At 70.2% G+C, this 17,499-nt stretch carries 17 protein-coding genes and 1 pseudogene; 11 read left to right on the top strand and 7 right to left on the bottom strand.

Annotated elements, in window-relative coordinates; genetic code table 11:
- Positions 1-26: 26 nt before the first annotated feature.
- Both ABZT04_RS09595 and ABZT04_RS09590 read left to right on the top strand, forming a co-directional pair.
- Positions 27-1,052, top strand: coding sequence for an MBL fold metallo-hydrolase (locus ABZT04_RS09595; RefSeq protein ID WP_356054831.1), 1,026 nt, complete (start codon positions 27-29; stop codon positions 1,050-1,052).
- 42 nt (positions 1,053-1,094) lie between these two features.
- Positions 1,095-1,456 (top strand): annotated as a pseudogene (locus ABZT04_RS09590) (nuclear transport factor 2 family protein).
- Here the strand turns inward: ABZT04_RS09590 and ABZT04_RS09585 are convergent.
- Positions 1,450-1,794, bottom strand: a complete 345-nt coding sequence (locus tag ABZT04_RS09585) for a hypothetical protein (RefSeq protein WP_356054830.1) — start codon at positions 1,792-1,794, stop codon at positions 1,450-1,452. The pseudogene ABZT04_RS09590 and the gene ABZT04_RS09585 sit on opposite strands and share 7 nt — an antisense overlap.
- A gap of 374 nt (positions 1,795-2,168) precedes the next feature.
- Between ABZT04_RS09585 and ABZT04_RS09580 the strand changes: the two genes are divergently transcribed.
- The gene (locus ABZT04_RS09580; protein ID WP_356054829.1) at positions 2,169-3,224 is read left to right on the top strand and encodes a PP2C family protein-serine/threonine phosphatase; all 1,056 of its coding nucleotides are present in this window, start codon (positions 2,169-2,171) and stop codon (positions 3,222-3,224) included.
- A gap of 148 nt (positions 3,225-3,372) precedes the next feature.
- Here ABZT04_RS09580 and ABZT04_RS09575 read toward each other — a convergent pair whose 3' ends face one another.
- Positions 3,373-4,026, bottom strand: coding sequence for a phosphotransferase (locus ABZT04_RS09575; protein ID WP_356054827.1), 654 nt, complete (start codon positions 4,024-4,026; stop codon positions 3,373-3,375).
- Between the two features lie 371 nt (positions 4,027-4,397).
- On the opposite strand from ABZT04_RS09575, the gene ABZT04_RS09570 reads away from it, so the two are divergent.
- The 3 genes from ABZT04_RS09570 to ABZT04_RS09560 all read left to right on the top strand — a co-directional run bounded on the left by ABZT04_RS09570 (position 4,398) and on the right by ABZT04_RS09560 (position 6,212).
- A complete protein-coding gene (locus ABZT04_RS09570; RefSeq protein ID WP_355917170.1) occupies positions 4,398-4,814 on the top strand; it encodes a transglycosylase SLT domain-containing protein in 417 nt (138 codons plus the stop codon).
- Between the two features lie 71 nt (positions 4,815-4,885).
- Positions 4,886-5,560, top strand: a complete 675-nt coding sequence (locus tag ABZT04_RS09565) for a YoaK family protein (RefSeq protein WP_356054825.1) — start codon at positions 4,886-4,888, stop codon at positions 5,558-5,560.
- A 67-nt stretch (positions 5,561-5,627) separates the two neighbouring features.
- Entirely contained in the window at positions 5,628-6,212 is a 585-nt protein-coding gene (locus ABZT04_RS09560) for a TerD family protein (protein ID WP_356054823.1), read from the top strand.
- An 81-nt stretch (positions 6,213-6,293) separates the two neighbouring features.
- On the opposite strand, the gene ABZT04_RS09555 is transcribed toward ABZT04_RS09560, so the two are convergent.
- Positions 6,294-7,529, bottom strand: a complete 1,236-nt coding sequence (locus ABZT04_RS09555; RefSeq protein WP_356054821.1) for a cytochrome P450 — start codon at positions 7,527-7,529, stop codon at positions 6,294-6,296.
- 237 nt (positions 7,530-7,766) lie between these two features.
- Between ABZT04_RS09555 and ABZT04_RS09550 the strand changes: the two genes are divergently transcribed.
- Positions 7,767-8,936, top strand: coding sequence for a steroid 3-ketoacyl-CoA thiolase (locus tag ABZT04_RS09550; protein WP_356054819.1), 1,170 nt, complete (start codon positions 7,767-7,769; stop codon positions 8,934-8,936).
- Between the two features lie 364 nt (positions 8,937-9,300).
- Here the strand turns inward: ABZT04_RS09550 and ABZT04_RS09545 are convergent, their stop codons facing one another.
- Positions 9,301-10,170: a LysR family transcriptional regulator gene (locus ABZT04_RS09545; protein WP_356054817.1), complete on the bottom strand. Its 870-nt coding sequence runs from the start codon at positions 10,168-10,170 to the stop codon at positions 9,301-9,303.
- Between the two features lie 147 nt (positions 10,171-10,317).
- On the opposite strand from ABZT04_RS09545, the gene ABZT04_RS09540 reads away from it, so the two are divergent.
- A complete protein-coding gene (locus ABZT04_RS09540) occupies positions 10,318-11,205 on the top strand; it encodes an SDR family oxidoreductase (RefSeq protein WP_356054815.1) in 888 nt (295 codons plus the stop codon).
- Here the strand turns inward: ABZT04_RS09540 and ABZT04_RS09535 are convergent.
- Both ABZT04_RS09535 and ABZT04_RS09530 read right to left on the bottom strand, forming a co-directional pair.
- Positions 11,189-11,446 (bottom strand): DUF397 domain-containing protein, encoded by a 258-nt coding sequence (locus ABZT04_RS09535; RefSeq protein WP_356054813.1) that lies wholly within the window; start codon positions 11,444-11,446, stop codon positions 11,189-11,191. The genes ABZT04_RS09540 and ABZT04_RS09535 overlap by 17 nt on opposite strands.
- Positions 11,403-12,269, bottom strand: coding sequence for a helix-turn-helix transcriptional regulator (locus ABZT04_RS09530; RefSeq protein WP_356054811.1), 867 nt, complete (start codon positions 12,267-12,269; stop codon positions 11,403-11,405). Before ABZT04_RS09530 ends, ABZT04_RS09535 begins: the two co-directional genes overlap by 44 nt.
- A 116-nt stretch (positions 12,270-12,385) precedes the next feature.
- Here ABZT04_RS09530 and ABZT04_RS09525 point away from each other — a divergent pair, with 116 nt between their 5' ends.
- From ABZT04_RS09525 to ABZT04_RS09515, 3 genes are all read left to right on the top strand, one after another.
- Positions 12,386-12,793, top strand: coding sequence for an ATP-binding protein (locus tag ABZT04_RS09525; RefSeq protein WP_356054808.1), 408 nt, complete (start codon positions 12,386-12,388; stop codon positions 12,791-12,793).
- Between the two features lie 105 nt (positions 12,794-12,898).
- Complete coding sequence (locus tag ABZT04_RS09520) at positions 12,899-13,342, top strand: hypothetical protein (RefSeq protein WP_356054806.1); 444 nt, start codon at positions 12,899-12,901, stop codon at positions 13,340-13,342.
- Positions 13,339-15,402 (top strand): hypothetical protein, encoded by a 2,064-nt coding sequence (locus tag ABZT04_RS09515; RefSeq protein WP_356054804.1) that lies wholly within the window; start codon positions 13,339-13,341, stop codon positions 15,400-15,402. The genes ABZT04_RS09520 and ABZT04_RS09515 overlap by 4 nt, the downstream gene beginning before the upstream one ends.
- Here the strand turns inward: ABZT04_RS09515 and ABZT04_RS09510 are convergent.
- Positions 15,374-17,491: a bifunctional glycosyltransferase 87/phosphatase PAP2 family protein gene (locus ABZT04_RS09510; RefSeq protein ID WP_356054802.1), complete on the bottom strand. Its 2,118-nt coding sequence runs from the start codon at positions 17,489-17,491 to the stop codon at positions 15,374-15,376. The genes ABZT04_RS09515 and ABZT04_RS09510 overlap by 29 nt on opposite strands.
- Between the last annotated feature and the right edge of the window lie 8 nt (positions 17,492-17,499).

Below are 17,499 nucleotides of genomic sequence, written 5' to 3'. Positions count from 1 at the left end.
GCCGGAAGGCGGCGATTGGGGAGTCCATGGCTCAGGTCCACGACCACGGCGGCGGCGTTCGCTCCATCGAAGTCCCCATCCCGGACAACCCACTTGGCACCACGCTGGTGTACGTCGTCGACACCGATCGCGGACCTGTACTGGTCGACACGGGCTGGGACGACCCGGCCTCCTGGGACACCCTCGTCGAGGGGCTGGATGCCTGTGGTTCGCCGGTCGGCGAGGTGCACGGCGTGGTCATCACCCACCACCACCCCGACCATCACGGCCTGTCCGGGCGGGTGCGCGAGGCGTCCGGGGCGTGGCTGGCGATGCACGCGGCGGACACGGCGATCGTCCGGCGGGCGCGTTCGACCGAGCCGGGCCGCTGGCTGACGTACATGACCGCGAAGCTCGTGGCGGCCGGTGCCCCCGAGGAGCACCTCGCTCCCCTGCGCGCCGCCCGCCCGCGCAGCGTCCCGGGTCTCGCGCCCGCGCTGCCCGACCGCGAGATCGTCCCCGGTGAGCTCCTCGACCTGGCGGGGCGCAGACTCCGCGCGATCTGGACACCGGGCCACACGCCCGGCCATGTCTGCCTTCACCTGGAGGAGCAGCACCCGGCCCAACTCCCCGGCCATGGACGGCTGTTCTCCGGTGACCACCTCCTCCCCGAGATCACCCCGCACATCGGTCTGTACGAGGACCCGGACGACACCACGATCGCCGACCCCCTCGGCGACTACCTCGACTCCCTGGAGCGGATCGGCCGGCTCGCCCCCGCCGAGGTGCTCCCGGCCCACCAGCACACCTTCACCGACGCGACCAGCCGAGTACGGGAGTTGCTCGCCCACCACGAGGACCGGCTGACCGGCCTGCTGACCCTGCTGTCCGAACCCCTCACCGCCTGGCAGGTCGCGGAGCGCATGGAGTGGAACCGGCCATGGGCCCAAATCCCCTACCCATCAAGGAACATCGCGGTGTCCGAGGCCGAGGCGCATCTGCGGCGACTGGTGAAGCTGGGCCAGGCGGAGGCGGTGACGGGGAGCGAGCCGGTGACGTACGTGGCGGTGTAATTCGGTCGTGGGGCGGGGGGTGCGGCTGGTACCAACGTCCCCATGGACCTGGACCCTTTGCAGCAACTCCTCGCCGAACGTGCCTGTGAACGCGTCGTCCTGGACTTCGTCCGCCGGCTCGATCTCGGTGAACCGTCCTCCGTCGCCGAGCTGTTCACCGAGGACGGCAGATGGGAGTGGCCGGACGGGGACCGGCTGATCGCCTCACCTCCCCCGACTCCGCGATCTCGACGGCGTACTTCACGACGTACCGGATCGATGGTTTTCACGGGGGTCAGGTCGCCGCCGGGCCGCCCGTCCAGGTCGGACACTACGAGGACACCTTCCGCCGCGTGGACGGGAATTGGCTGATCGGCACCCGGACACTGTTCCTGCCGTTCGGCGGTGCCACCCCGCGTCACTGACGGGTCGTCACGTAGGTGATTCCCTCGTGGTACGACATCGCCAGCGCCGCCGCCCGGTATCCCGTCTCGTGCATGTCGTCGCCGAGGTGCTCGCCGGAGTCGAGGACGATCAACAGCCGTTTGCGGTGCGCCCGTTCGGTGATGACGTCGACGACCGGGCGAGTCGACTGGCGGTCGAGTCGGAGCGTCTCCATGACGGCGAGACCGACGAGTCCGGCGGTGCGCAAGGGGGAGAGTTCGGTCAGCCGGACGCCGTCGGCATGGGCGTCCCGGACCTCCGTCGCCGCGCGCAGCGCGAGCCGGGTCTTGCCGACCCCGTCGGCCCCGACGACGCTCACCAGTCTGGCCGTGTCGGCACCGGGGGCCCAACTCGGCCTGTGGACAATCGAGTTCGGTGCGCCGCCCCACGGCCCTGTGGGTCTCGGGCGGCAGCTTCCCGAGGTACCCGTGGTTCCAGGGGTTCGGGTGAGTCGTGCCCGGCAGGCGGTCCAGCGTGTCCGGACGTCAGCGGCTCCATGCGTGGGTCCAGCAACCCGGCCCACGGCTGCCCGGAAATGTCGGGTCGCCGTCACAACAGCCGCTCTTTGCGATCACTTGTCGCCCCGGATCGACGCGTTGAGATCAAGATCTGCTCAACTCGCCCTCCGCGCGGGTACGGAGAGCGGAATTCCGCGATCGTCGTGGCGTGAATGTGATGGATGGAGGACGCCGCTTGCTCCTCGCGCCGGTCGGTTGTCTGGTGACGGCGATGCCGGGGCTGCTGATCGGCCGGGTGCAGCCGATCCTGCCGCTGCTGGCGATCGGTCCGCTGATGGCCGCGACCTTTCTGAACGCCCGCCGTACGGTGCTGGTCTGCTGCTGGACCGTGCTGCTCGCGCTGGCGGCGGATCTCGGGCCGGGGACACGGCTCGACGCCGGGTGCGCCGTCGGCTGGGGCGGGCTGCTGCTGGGCTGCGTGTGCAGTGTCTACGCGGCCCGGCAGCGCGGCCGGCTGCGGCAACGGCTCACGGAGGCACGGGAGGTGGCCCGCGTCACCCAGGAAACGATCCTCCGGCCCGTCTCCCGCACCCTGTCCGGCACCCATGTCAGCACCCGCTACCACTGCGCGCACCGCGAGTCGTCGGTCGGCGGCGATCTCTACGACCTCGCGGTGACGCCGTACGGTCTGCGGGTCCTGGTCGGGGACGCGCGCGGGCACGGACTGGACGCGCTGCGGACGGCGGCCGACACGATCACCGGGTTCCGTGAACTCGCCCATACAGCACCGGACTTGACGGTCCTGGCGAAGGCGCTGGACGCCCGCCTCTCCCCCGGCCTCGGCCCCGAGGACTTCGTCACGGCGGTGCTGGTGGAGTTCGGGCCGGGCGAGGTGCGGCTGGTCAACTGCGGTCATCCGGCGCCCCTGCGCTCGGGCCACCGCCTGGAACTCCTCGAACCCCGGGTCCCCACCACGCCGTTGGGCCTGCACCCGGATCCACAGCAGTACCGGGTCCGGCTCCAGCCCGGCGACCGGCTCCTCCTCTACACCGACGGCCTCACCGATTCCCACGCCCCCGACGGCACCCCCTTCGCCCTCCTCACCGAGTCGGCGACGGCCCTCAGCGAGCCGATGCCGGACGCGGCGCTGCATGCCCTCTACGACCGGCTCATCGCCCACGTCGGCGGCCCGCCCACCGACGACCTGGCGCTCGTGCTGTGCCAGCCATCGGAGGTGACGGCACCGGTGCGGGTCCTGGACCTGACCGGGCCGGCCCCGCTTGAGCAATAGCCCGGCCGCTGTGCGTGTGGGAGGGCCTGGACCTCACCACGCGGCGGCCGAGGCCCTGGGCGTGGCCGTCGGCACCGTACGGACCCGGCTCTCGCGTGCGCGTCAGCGCGTGAGGTGCCGGCCGACATGTTTTCTGAGTACGCACGCACTACGCCAGCGACCGGACCAACTCCACTGCCCCGCCCAGGAGTTCAACCTCGTGCGACGTCATCGTCGGGTTCGCCGCCCGCCTCCGCCGCGCTTCCGTCAGCCCCTCCTCCGTGAGGTCGGCGGGATCGGCGAGGAGTGTGGCGAGCATCGCGCGGGCCGGGTCGGCGATCGGCAGGTCGTCCACGGCGACCTGGGCGAGGATGATCGCGGAGAGCCCCCAGTCGAGCCCGGGGTCGCCGTCCTCCGCGGTGCCCCAGTCGATGACACGGGGGCCGGCCGGGGTGAGCATCACGTTCTCCGGGTGGAGGTCGAGGTGCAGGACGCGGGTGCCGGGGCGTCGGCCGGGGATCGCGTGCAACCGCCGTAGCAGCGCGGCGAGCGTGATCCCCGCCTCCCGCGCGCCGATCGAGCCCCGGGCGAAGGCCTCCAGCATGGTGGGCCCGGTCAGCCGCTCCATCACCAGGTCGGTCCGGGAGGTCCCGACGCGCACCCGGGGCACGGGATAGCCGTGCGCCCGCACATGCTCCATCACCGCGCCCTCGGCCGCCGCGTCCCCCCAGTCCTCGCGGTTGCGGCGCAGTACCCACGCCTCGTCGATCTCGTACACGTCCGCGGTACGGCCGGAACCGATCAGCTTCCCCGTCGTCGACATGGCCAGAACCTATTGCCTCCTCGCCCTGCGTGAGACACCGTGCGCCAACCGTCATAGAGGTGGTGAAGAGGCCCACATGACCCATGTCACCAACGAAGTGGATTAGTAGGACATCTGCGTGGCATGTACGCGCCCCAACAGCCTCTGACCTGGGGTTTGAGAGCCACGTCACACAGTTGACGATTCACCCACATGCGACCACAACTAGTAAAAGGGGTCTTTGCGGACACGGATCCAGAGTGCTTCTCTGGAGCAGTCGCACGGCGCCGACGAGTCCTCACGGGCCTCGGCGCCGACGCATTGCCCGCACCGCGCATTCAGCGAAGCAGGCACGCATACGACGTCTCTGTCCCCGAAGAAACAGGTTCTCCGTGTCCGTCTCCCGCATCGTCGCTCGCATCGCCTCCCCGAAGAAGGCCCTGACCGCCGCCGCTCTGGCCGCCGCCACCACCGGCATGGTGCTGACCTCGGCTCCCGCTCAGGCCGCGACGACCTCCGCCTCCTCCGCTCAGTCGATCGCGCACAAGATGATCCCGAGCGCCACGCAGTACAACGCGTTCAGCAAGATCGTCGAGCACGAGAGCGGCTGGAACGTCACCGCCACGAACTCCTCCTCCGGCGCCTACGGCCTGGTCCAGGCGCTGCCCGGTTCGAAGATGGCCTCGGCCGGCTCCGACTGGAAGACCAACGCCGCCACGCAGATCAAGTGGGGCCTGGACTACATGAACTCCCGCTACGGCAGCCCCGCCGCGGCCTGGAGCTTCTGGCAGTCCAACGGCTGGTACTGATCACCGGCCCACACAAACACCTCTGCAGCGGCGGTCCCTTGTACGCAAGGGACCGCCGCTACATTGCGTTCATGGAGTCCTACGACCGTGAAGCGCGCGGGGTCCGGCTGGTGCCCGTGCTGCTGGGGCTGACCGTGGTCAGCGGGCTGATCGACGCGGTGAGTTATCTGGGCTTCGGCCATGTCTTCACCGCGAACATGACCGGCAACGTGGTGGTCCTGGGCTTCGCCGCCGCCGGGGCACCCGGTTTCTCGGTGCCGCACATCCTCACCTCCCTGGTCGCCTTCCTGGTGGGCGCGGTGGCCGGCGGCCGGATCGCGGCCCGGATGGACACCGACTCCCGCCGCACATGGGCCCGGGTGAGTCTCGGCGCGGAGGCGCTGCTGGTGGGCGCGGCGGCGCTGATCGCCTTCGTGGCACCGGGCGACGGTGTCACCACGTACTCCCTCATCGCCCTCACCGCCTTCGCGATGGGGATGCGCAACGCGACGGTCCGCAAACTCAAGGTCGCCAACTTCACCACCACCACGGTCCTGACGATGACCCTGACCGGTCTGTTCGCCGACTCGGCCGCGGGCGAGACTTCGGCCCCCGGCGCGCTGCGCCGCGTCTCGGCGATAGTCGCGATGGTCGCCGGCGCGTTCCTCGGCGCCTGGCTCACTCTGCATCACGGTCTGCGCTACCCGCTCCTGGTCGCGGCCCTGGCCGCCGGGGTCTTCGCGGTGACCGCGTCCGGACGGGAGTAGCCCAAAGGCTGCCCAAGAAGGCAGAATTCGTGCGTCTGAGTCCCACGATCAAAAGGATCGATCACACATGATCACGCTCACGAAGGAAGACGGTCCGGCGGATCTGGACGGAGTGACCCATCTGGAGATCGGGGCGTCCTGGGACCCGACCGTCGGCAGCAGCGGCGGCATCATCGGGAAGCTGCGCCAGAAGGCCGGTACCGACCTCGATCTGATCGCCATCGCGATGCAGGGCGCGGAGCCGGTGCGGCTCGCCGGGCTCGACTCCCTGGACCCGCTGGGCAACGGCTCGTTGCTGCACAGCGGTGACAACCAGACCGGCAAGGGCGACGGCGACGACGAGACGGTGACCGTCGACCTCACCAAGATCCCGGCCGCCATCACCTCGATCGTGTTCGTCGCCGCGGCCTACAAGAAGGGCAGTTCCTTCCAGAAGGCGCGGAACATCGCCTTCAAGGTGTACGACGCGAGCGGTGGCTCCACCCAGCAGGTGGCCGAGATCTGGCCGAACCTGCTCAGCGCGGACAACGGCTGCGCGGTCGCCAAGGCGGTCCGGGAAGGCGGCAGTTGGAAGCTCCTGGTCATCAACGAGACCGGGAAGATCAAGCAGGGGGACGAGCGGGAGCTCATGAAGTTCGCCATACGGAAGTAAGCGCGGCGGTGGTTGAGGACGGGCCGGCGGCGCCGGGATGCCGCCGGCCCGAGCTGTGTGGTCACCTCGAAGGAGATCGCCTCAACCGGCGGTCACCTGAAGCTCCTTGACCCCGTTGATCCACGCGGAGCGCAGTCGGCGCGGGTCGCCCGTCAGGGTCAGGTTCGGCATCGCGTCCGCGATCGCGTTGAAGATCAGGTCGATTTCGAGGACCGCGAGGGACTTGCCGAGGCAGTAGTGCGGGCCTCCGCCGCCGAAGCCCAGATGGGGATTCGGGTCGCGCATCACGTCGAAGGCGTCCGGGTTCTCGAAGACCTCGGGGTCGTGGTTGGCGGAGGCGTAGAAGATACCGACCCGGTCGCCCTGGTGAATCAACTTGCCGCCCAGTTCGGTGTCTTGGGTCGCGGTCCGCTGGAAGGCGTTGACCGGGGTGGCCCAGCGGACGATCTCCTCGGCGGCGGTCGACGGACGCTCGCGTTTGTAGAGTTCCCACTGCTCCGGGTGGGTGAGGAAGGCGTGCATGCCGTGGGTGATGGCGTTGCGCGTCGTCTCGTTGCCGGCCACCGACAGCATCAGCACGAAGAAGCCGAACTCGTCGGAGTTCAGGTTGCCTTCGTCCTCGGCGGCGACCAGGGTGCTGACGATGTCATGGGCCGGGCACTGCTTGCGCTCGGCGGCCATGGCCATCGCGTAGGTGATGAGTTCGGCGGCCGATTCGGCGCCGACCTGCTCGGTGATGGCGTACTCGGGATCGTCGTACGCGATCATCTTGTTGGACCACTCGAAGATCTTGGCGCGGTCGTTCTGCGGGATGCCGATGAGCTCGGCGATGGCCTGGAGCGGCAGTTCGCAGGCGACCTCGGTGACGAAGTCGAAGGGGCCCGAGTGGGCGCGGGCGTTCGTCACGATCGACTGGGCGCGGTCGCGCAGGCGTTCCTCCAGGGCGCGGATCGCCCGTGGGGTGAAGCCGCGTTGGACGATCTGGCGGACCCGGGTGTGTTCGGGCGGGTCCATGTTGAGCAGGATCAGCCGCTGGGCGTCGATCGCGTCGCGCTCCATGTGCTCGTGGAAGCGGATGATCGCCGTGTTGAGGGTCGAGGAGAAGATGTCGGGGTGCGTGGAGACGTACCGGACGTCGGCGTGCCGGGTGACGGCCCAGTAGCCCTCGTCCTGGAAGCCGGCGATGCCTGCGGGCTGCGGAATCCAGCGCACCGGTTCGGCCGCGCGCAGCTCGGCGAACTCCGGTAGGGGCACGCGGTGGTGGAGCAGGTCGGGGTCGGTGAAGTCGAACCCGTCGGGCAACGCTGGACAGGGCATCGTCAACTCCCGTCAACTCCCGCCATCTGACGGGTCATCAGGAACCGGGCTGCCGTGAAGGTAATAACGGGTTCTACAACTCGCAAGGGGTACGGCAAGCCGAATTCCCTGCACGACCCTTGCGGTTGTGGACGGCCTGTCAGCAGACTGCACACAGAACTAGAACGCGTACTAGTTCTGCGTGGCGGGTGGCCGGGACGCCCGCGCCGCGCGGTGTACGAGGAGAGGACGTGTCCCATGGTCGCGGAACCCGTCATCGTGGAAGCCGTACGCACCCCCATCGGCAAGCGCGGCGGCGCGCTCGCCAATCTGCATCCCGCCTATCTCCTGGGCGAGACCTACCGTGAACTCCTCGGCCGCACCGGCATTCACGCCGACTGCGTCGAGCAGGTCGTCGGCGGCACGGTGACGCATGCCGGCGAGCAGTCCATGAACCCCGCGCGCACGGCCTGGCTGGCCATGGGTCTGCCGTACGAGACGGCGGCCACGACGGTCGACTGTCAGTGCGGCTCCTCGCAGCAGGCCTCGCACATGACCGCCAACATGATCGCGGCGGGTGTCATCGACGTCGGGATCAGTTGTGGCGTGGAGGCGATGTCCCGGGTGCCGTTGGGCTCGGGGTCCAAGCACGGGCCCGGGAAGCCGTTCCCGGACGAGTGGAACGTCGATCTGCCCAACCAGTTCGAGGCCGCCGAACGCATCGCCCGCAACCGGCAGTTGACCCGCGAGAACGTCGACTCGCTCGGGCTGATCTCGCAGGAGCGGGCGGCGATCGCCTGGTCCGAGGAGCGCTTCAAGAAGGAGACGTTCGCCGTCCAGGTGCCGACGACGGAGGACGAGCAGCGCGCGGGCCTCGGCATGTGGCGGCTCGTCGACCGGGACGAGGGGCTGCGCGACACCTCGATGGAGGCGCTGGCACGGCTCAAGCCCGTCATGCCCACGGCCGTGCACACGGCGGGCAACTCCTCGCAGATCAGCGACGGCGCCTCGGCGATCATGTGGGCGTCGAAGCGGATGGCACGCGCGCTCAAGCTCCGCCCCCGGGCCCGGATCGTCGCCCAGGCACTGGTCGGCGCCGACCCGCACTACCACCTCGACGGCCCCATCGACGCGACGCGCGCGGTGCTCGGCAAGGCCGGCATGACCCTCAAGGACATCGACATCGTCGAGATCAACGAGGCCTTCGCGTCAGTGGTGTTGAGCTGGGCCCAGGTCTTCGGCCAGGACCTGGAGAAGGTCAACGTGAACGGCGGCGCGATCGCCCTCGGGCACCCGGTCGGCGCGACCGGCGCGCGTCTCATCACCACCGCCCTGCACGAACTGGAGCGGGCGGACAAGGAGTTCGCGCTGATCACGATGTGCGCGGGTGGGGCGTTGGCTACAGGGACGATCATTCAGCGGTTGTAGCCAGTCGGTTGCGGGAGCCAACTCGCCCTCGGCGCAGGCGCAGAGGGCCGCGAGCAGGGGCGGTGTTCCGCGCAGGCGCTGACTGGCCGGGCCGCCCCGGGATGGACGCGGTGCGACACCCTTGCCGGGGGCCGTGGCCAGACGCCATGGCGCGGGGCCGGAGCAGCCGACGACCAACCACCGGTTGCAGCGGGCCCGAGCCAAGCTCGGGTCGGCCTCGCGCGGGCGCGGAACGCCGCGAGTGGAGGGCGGCCCCCTCGCCCGCGCCGGCTGGACAGACGCAGTGCGTCACCCTCAATCGATTGCACACGCCTGGGCGACATCCAACCACCCGCCGCAGCAGGCCAGTTGGCGAAGCTGAGGCTCAGGACAGATGAGCCTTCGCGCAGGCGTGGAAGGCCGCGAGCAAGGGGCGGTTTTCCTCGCCTGCGCGGGTGGCCACGATGACGGGGATGGGGGGTACGCCCTCGATCGGGGCCGTGGTCAGGTCGGGGCGTAGGCCCTTGGCGACGGCGCCTGCCGGTGCGAGGGCCACCGCCTCGCCCGCGGCGATGAGTTCGAGCTTGTCCTCCAACTCCTTGACCAGGGGGCCGTCCGGCGCCGGGCGGCCGTCCGGGCGGGGGTCGACGCGCCAGAACGCGCTGAACTCCTCGTCGGGGAAACGGGGGACGGGCTCGTCCGCGATGTCGTCGAGGGTGACGTACTCCTTGCCGGCCAGCCGGTGGGTGACCGGCATCATCAGCACCCGGGGTTCCTCGTAGAGGACCGTCACGCTCAACCCCTCGGTGGGGAACGGGAGTCGGCCCACCACCACGTCCACCCGGTGCTCCAGAAGGGCGGACGGCAGCTCGCCCCAGCCGAGGAAGCGGCTGTGCACCTCGGCGTCCGGGCGGTGTCCCCGCAGGGCGATCACCGCCGGGGTGACGATGAGCCCCGTCATGAACCCGATGACGACCCGGCTCGGCTCCGCGACCGCCCGCACCAGCGCCGTCGCCTCCTCCGCCGACCGCAGCAGCGCCTCCGCCCGGGGCAGGAACGCCTCCCCCGCCTCGGTCAACCGCGTGCCCTGCGTGGTCCGGTCGAAGAGCCGTACCCCCAACTCGCCCTCAAGCCGCCGCACATGACGGCTCAGGGACGGCTGCGCGAGATGCAGCGCGGCCGCCGCCCGCCCGAAGTGCAGTTCCTCGGCGACGACGGTGAAGCAGCGCACCAGACGCAGATCCAGATCGCTCATCCCTCGACTGTACGACCGCTCGACCGCCCGAGCTGCACTGATACCGGAACCGAATCACGTCTTCCGGAGTCCGTCTTGGACGGGCCGCACCCAGCGGACGCACGCTGGAAGCACACCACTTCCGAACCCACCTGGGGTGATTTCGTCATGCGTGTTTTCGTCACCGGAGCGACCGGTTTCGTCGGCGCCGCCGTCGTCCGCGAACTGCTCGACTCGGGACACCAAGTACTGGGCCTCGCCCGCTCGGACACCTCGGCGGACCGGCTCGCCGCGACCGGCGCCGAGGTCCACCGCGGCTCCCTGGAGGACCTCGACGCCCTGCGCGTCGGCGCCTCCGCCTGCGACGGTGTGATCCACACCGGTTTCATCCACGACTTCTCGAACTACGCGGCCTGTGTCGCGATCGACCTCAGCGCGGTCAAGACCCTCATCGAAACCCTCTCCGGCTCCGACCGCCCCCTCGTCATCAGCTCCGTGATGAGCCACGGCCCGACCGAGAACGACGTACCCGACCCCACCGCCCGCCCCGACCTCCTTCGCCTCCCGGCGGAGGTGACGGCCCTGGCGTCGGCAGCGCGAGGGATCCGCGCCTCGGTCGTACGGCTCCCCCAAGTGCACGGCGAGGGCGATCACGCCTTCGTCCCCGGCGTCATCGGCATCGCCCGCGCCAAGGGCGTCTCGGCCTACCCGGGCGACGGCACCAACCGCTGGGCCGCCGTCCACCGCGACGACGCGGCGGTGCTGTACCGGCTGGCCCTGGAGAACGCCCCTGCGGGCACGGTCCTGCACGCGGTCCACGACGAGGGCATCCCGGTACGGGAGATCGCCGAGGTCATCGGCAAGCGGCTGGACCTACCGGTGAAGAGCGTGCCGGTCGAGGAGGCCGGGGCCCACTTCGGCTGGCTGGGCCACTTCTACTCGTCCGACCTGACCGGCACGAGCACCCTCACCCGGAAGCGGTTCGGCTGGACCCCGACCCGGATCGGCCTGCTCGCCGACCTCGACCACGATTACTACTTCAACGAGCAGTCGTAGCGGCCCAGTTGACGAAGGTGCTGAACGCGGCGGGGCCGGGGGTGAGGATCGGTCCCGCCGGGGTCTTGGAGTCTCGGATGGCGAGGGTGGGGGTTTCGGCGATCTCTACACAATTACCGCCCTCGTCGCCGCTGTAGGAGGACTTGCGCCAGGCGAGGGGGCCGAGTGGCGCGCACTCGACGCAATTGCCGCCCTGATCACTGCTGTAGCTCGACTTCCGCCACTGAGTCCTCGTCGGCATCGCGCTGTTCCCCATAACGTTCCTCCATCACGCGCCGGATCAGCTCCGCCGAGTCCCTGAGGGAGAGGGCGGCGGCCTGAAGATGATCGTAACGGAGCGAACAGTCGTTGACGGTGTCCGGGTTGGCAGTCGGTTGCCCGCTTCCGTAGCCCTCTGTGTAGACGATGGGCGGATCGCTCGGGAAGCGGTAGAGGTCGTACGAGCCCGTCAGTCCCGCGTGCGCTCCGGCCGAGAACGGCAGGATCTGGATGTTGACTCGGGGATTGTCCTCGTAGGCCAACAAGCGGGCCAGTTGGTTCCTCATGGTCTTCCGGCCGCCGATCTCCAGATGCAGCGCGGCCTCGCTCAGGATCGCCCAGAAGACCGGCGGGTTCTCCTTGTCCAGGATGCGCTGACGAGCCATGCGCACGGCGGTCCGGTCGTCCAGCTTGCTCTGGTCCAGCGTGCCGAGCACGGCACGGGCGTACTCCTCGGTCTGAAGGAGACCGTGGATCATCTGCGCTTCGAAGGAGCAGATGTCGACGGCCCGCCCCTGCAACTCCGCCACCTGTTGGAACCAGGAAGGGAGTTGACTCCGCAACACCAGATCCAGCAACCGCGTCAGCAACCCGCCCGTCCCCAACGCCGCGTCCACCCGCTGGCTGAACTCCAGCGTCGGAAGCTTCCGCGCCGTCTCGATCTGACCGATCATCGAGCCGGTGTAGTTGATGATGACGCCCAGTTGCCGCTGCGTGAGGCCCGCCGCCTCCCGGTAGCGGCGCAGCTCGAAGCCGTAGTAGTCCAGTGGTGACGCACCCGGATCGAGCGTGTTGATGTGGGTCACGCGAAGCCCCCTCGTCTCCCGACCTGTCCACCCGCGAACGGGTTGTATTCACACAGTTGCCGAGGGTAGCGGCGAGACATCAGGCTCGTAGCGTGAACCAACCAATTCCCCCTCCCATGCTGGCCGTTCCCCACCGCCAGCGGTACGTCATGCGCCTCACCGTGGGTGAGCACTCGGCCCGGCACATCCGCCGTATCGTCCGCTCGTTCCTGCTGGAGTGGGGCATGCCGGAGCTGTCGGACGCCGTCGAACTGGCCATGACGGAGCTGCTCGCCAACGTCGTACGGCATGTCCCGGACCGGCGCTGCGCACTGCTGTTGCTGCGACTGCCGACCGGCATGCGGGTCGAGGTGAGCGACGGGTCCTCAGAACTCCCGGACCTGCACGCGGAGTTGGACACCGAGTCGGAGAACGGGCGGGGGCTCGTGCTCTTGGACGCGGTGACCGACAAGTGGGGGGTGACGCGGACGGCGGGGGGTGGAAAGACGGTGTGGTTCGAGTGCGGGCACCAGACCATCACCTGAGGTGCCATCACCCGATTTTCCACGAAATCGTCACAGCATCACCCGAGTTGCCCCACAGTGGACGCCCGGCGCCGAACGGCTGCCGGTTTCGAGGAGGCGACGCGAGTGCTGAGCGAGATCATGACGGCTGGTGCGGCGGCCGGTGGGACGGCCGTGGTACAGGCCGTGGGCACCGACTTCTGGGTGCTGCTGCGGAGTCGCGGCGCGCGGCTCATCGGCCGCGGCGACCCGGCGCGCGAGAACGACGCGCTCCACCGCCTGGACCGGACGGCCACCGTGCTGTCCGCGGCAGTCGGCCAGGAGGAGCGGGAGCGGCTGCGGGCGGACCACCAACGTTCCTGGCAGGGGGAGCTCACGTCGCTGCTTGAGCTTCTGGGCGAGCGGGAACGGGCGGACGCTCTCCTCGAACTGCACGCCCTGGAGCGGGAGTTCGGCGGCGGACCCGGCACCTCGGGAGGTGCCGGGTCCGGCAACACCTTCAACGGGCCGGTGGCCTTCCAGACGGGGAACCACAGCCGTCAGGAGAACCACTTCGGGGTGACCGAATGAACAGCCAGGTGTCCGGCAACACCTTCAACGGTCCCGTCGCCATCCAGACCGGCACCGGTAGCGTCCAGTACAACTACCACCAGAGCAACTACTACCAAACCGCGGCCAGTTCACCGGTCGACGTGGAGGCCGACGAACTGGCTCGCGCGGTGCACGTCCAGTGGCTGGAGGAGGCCGCGCTGCGGCGCCTGCTGGAGCCCCCTCCGCTGCCGCTGCGCTGGCGGTTGACCGAACGCAAGGTGGTGGCGAGCCGGATTGCCGCCGCGACCGCCGAGGGGACACGCACCCGGTTCACCCCACTGCCGGGACTGCGGCCCGTCACCCGCGAAAGCCTGCACGCGGGCGGCGCGCTCGACCAGTTGTACGAGGTCTACGGTGGCCTGGCCTCCGGGCGCCTCCAACTCGTCGGCAGCACCCCGGCGGGCAAGACGTCCGCCGGGGTGCTGCTGCTCCTCGACGCCCTCGAACATCGCAGGACCGCCACCCCCGCGGACCGCGCCCTCATCCCCGTCCCGGTCCTGCTGTCGCTCGACGGCTGGGACCCGAAGCGGGAGAAGGCGGTGGACTGGGCGGCCGGCCGGCTGTCCCGCGAATACACCCTGTTCGCGGGCCGCGGCGGACGCGCGCGGGCCCGGAGGCTGGTGGAAGAGGGCCGGGTCGCGCTGTTCCTGGACGGCTTCGACGAGGTGGACGGCAACAAGTTACGGGGGGCCATGGTGAGCGCGCTGGAGCTGGCCCCCTTCCGGATCGTGCTGCTCTCCCGGGCCCTGGAAGCCGTACTCACGGCGAAGCGGACCCGGCTCGGCGGTGCCGTGATCCTGGAGATCCAGCCGGTGTGTCCCGAGGATGCCGCGGAGTACCTTCTCAACTCCCTGCCCAGTCCGCCCTCGCCCGCCTGGCGGGCGCTGACCGAACGTCTCCGGCACGACCCCGAGAGCGTCGTGGCCCGAGCCCTCGACAACCCGCTGGCGACCACCCTGCTGCTCGACGGCTACGCCGACGACGGCCCGCCCGACGAACTCCTCGCCCTCCCCACCCCCGAGGCCTTCCAGGACCACCTCCTCGACCGCGCGGTCACCGCCGCGTACACGCCGAGGGACGGACATCCGCGCCCCGGCTGGTCCCCCGAGACCGCCGAGCGGACGCTGCGGTACATCGCGCGGCAGCTCACCGGGCAGGGCATCCACGACCTGCGCTGGTGGCACCTCCCCAGCTGGACGCGGCCCCGCCCGAGAAGGCTCGCCATGCAGATCCTGGTCATGCTGGTGGGCGGGCTTCCCCTCGCGCTGCTGGTGTGGACGATGACCCACTCCGCCTTGGCCTGGGTGTTCGGCCTTCCCAGCGCGTGCCTGGGCGGCTGGGCGGCCGGTGGCCGCTTCGCGGATCTCAACGATCCGCAGCCGCTGTCCAGTGCCGGGTGGCGCGACATCTTCAGCCGCGGGGCGATCGTGTCGGGGATCGTCGAGTGGCTGGTGACGGCCGCCTTGGCGAGTGTGACCGCGTCGTACCTGCCCGGCGACACGCTTCCGGTGTGGCTCTGCTTCCTCACCACGCTGCCCCTGGGATTCACCGGTGTACTGGTCACGGGCCGCGGTCACGGGATCGTCGCCGGTACCCCCTTCCTGTCCATCGGAGCGGGATCCTGGTACGACTCGGTGCGGCAGTTCCACAACCGTCCTCCGGTGGCGGACACCCGGTCGATCGGTCCGCGCGATGTGTGGCGCCACCACATGGGACTACGTCTGTTTCTCGGGCTGCTGACCGGGCTCGCGGCGGCCCTGTTCATCGCCCCGTTGGTGGCCTGGTGGCTGGGCCCCGGGCTCGCCGTGACAGCGGCGGTAGGAGCTGGCCTGCCGACCGCCATCATGACGGGCCCCGCCAGCAACCTCGCCGTGGCCGCCGCCTTCACCTCGGCGCAGCTCCGGGTCGAGGAAGGCACCCCGCTCCGCCTGATCGCCTTCCTGGAAGACGCCCGCCGCCGCAACCTCCTGCGCGCGACGGGCCCCGTCTACCAGTTCCGCCATGCCCGCCTCAAGGAGCGGCTCGCCCGTCCCCGGTGACCGCGCGCGACACGGCATCGGCGGCGTCGGCGCGGACGCGTTCGCCCGTCGCCGGTACCGAACCGGTGTCGATCTCCGTGGCCGGTTTCGTCAGTGAGCGCGCCCGCGGCCCCTGGAAGACGTACGCCAGGCCGAAGCCCGCCGCGACCACCGCCCCGCCGCCGACCGCGTCCAGCACCCAGTGGTTGCCGGTCGCGACGATCGCCGTGACGGTGAAGAACGGGTGCAGGAGGCCCAGTGCCTTCATCCACCACTTGGGGGCGAGGGCCACGATGACGACGCCGCACCACAGGGACCAGCCGAAGTGCAGGGACGGCATCGCCGCGTACTGGTTGGTGAGGGCGGTGAGGGTGCCGTAGTCCGGCTTGGAGAAGTCCTGGACGCCGTGGACCGTGTCGATGATGCCGAGGCCGGGCAGCAGGCGTGGCGGGGCCAGCGGGTAGAGCCAGAAGCCGATCAGGGCGAGGAGGGTGGCGAAGCCGAGGGCGGAGCGGGCCCAGCGGTAGTCGACAGGGCGGCGCCAGTAGAGGACGGCCATGACCGCCAGCGGGACCACGAAGTGGAAGGACTCGTAGTAGAAGTTGAAGAAGTCCTTGAGGAAGTCGACCTTCACGACCCAGTGGTTGACCGCGTGCTCGATGTCGATGTGCAGGAAGCGCTCGATCGAGAGGATCTCGTGGCCGTGGTGCTCGGCCGTGGCCCGGCCGCCCGCGTTGGTGCCGCCCGTCGCGGCGAGGCGGACCTGCTGGTAGGCGGCGTAGGTGACCCGGATCAGGAGGAGTTCGAGGAGGAGGTTCGGGCGGGTCAGGACCCGGCGCAGGTGCGGGAGCAGCGGGACGTGCTTCCAGCGGGTCGGGACCGGCTCGGCGTACTCCGTGGGGATCGGCCGCCGGTAGTACTCCGACGTGCGGGACAGGAACGGCACGGCGGTCGCGGCGGCGAGCGCCATGAGCAGGACGACGTTGTCACGCAGCGGGTAGAGGGCTGGCATGTTCGGCAGCATCATCTTCGCGGGCAGCGTGACCACGAGGACCACCGCGACCGGCCACACGAAGCGGTCCGAGGCCCGCTTGCCGACCCGGCCGACCACCGCGAGCAGCACCCACAGCAGTTGGTGCTGCCAGGTCGTCGGCGACACGGCGATCGCCGCGCAGCCGGTGACCGCGACCGCGAGCAGCAGTTGTCCGTCGCGCGCGTACCGCACGGCCCGGCGCAGGCCCAGGTACGTGACGGCGGCGCCGAGCGCGAGGAAGACACCGATCTCCAGCGGGCCGGTCAGGTCGAGCCGCAGCAGCGCGCCGTGCAGGGACTGGTTGCCCAGGGCGTCCGCATTGCCGCCGAGGCCGACCCCGGCCATGTGGTGCACCCAGTACGTGTACGAGTCGTGCGGCATCGCCGCCCACGCGATCACGACGCTCGTGGCGAACGTCAGCGCGGAGGTGACGGCGGCCCGGCGGCGGTCGGTGAACCACAGCAGCGGCGCGAACAGCAGCACGGTGGGCTGGAGCGCGGCGGCGAGGCCGATCAGTACGCCGCTGGCCCGCTCGCCGCGCACCGTGAAGCAGGCGAGCAGCACGAGCAGGACCGGGATGATGCTGGTCTGGCCGAGCCAGAGCGTGTTGCGCACCGGAAGCGACAGCATGAGCAGGCTGATCGCGACGGGTGCGGCGAGCAGCGAGGCACGGCGGGTGACGGGCTGCGGCAGGGCCCGGGAGACGACCAGGCCGAGTGCCACGACCAGCAGCAGGGTGCCGAAGGTCCAGCCCCAGCCGAGGGCCTGCTCGGCCGCCCGGGTGAGGGGCTTGAGGACGAGCCCGGCGAAGGGGGTGCCGGTGAACTGCGTCGAGTCGTACAGCGAGCCCTTCACATGCAGGACGCCGTTCGGGCCGACCCAGGTCTCCAGGTCGGTCAGGCGGTCCCCGCGCGGGGTGCTGAGGACCACGGCCACCTGCCGTACGGCGAGGACCGCGGCGACCAGCCACAGGGCCAGCCGCGCCGCGCGCAGACGTGCCCTGGCCGTCCCGGCGGCACTCGGCCCGTACGCTCCCGCGGCTCTCGCCGGTCGCCCGCTGTGCTCCACGTTCGCCACGCCTCGTA

The organism is Streptomyces sp. NPDC005492, assembly GCF_040605995.1.
Classification (GTDB): Bacteria; Actinomycetota; Actinomycetes; order Streptomycetales; family Streptomycetaceae; genus Streptomyces.
This window is presented reverse-complemented; position numbering and strand designations above follow the sequence as displayed.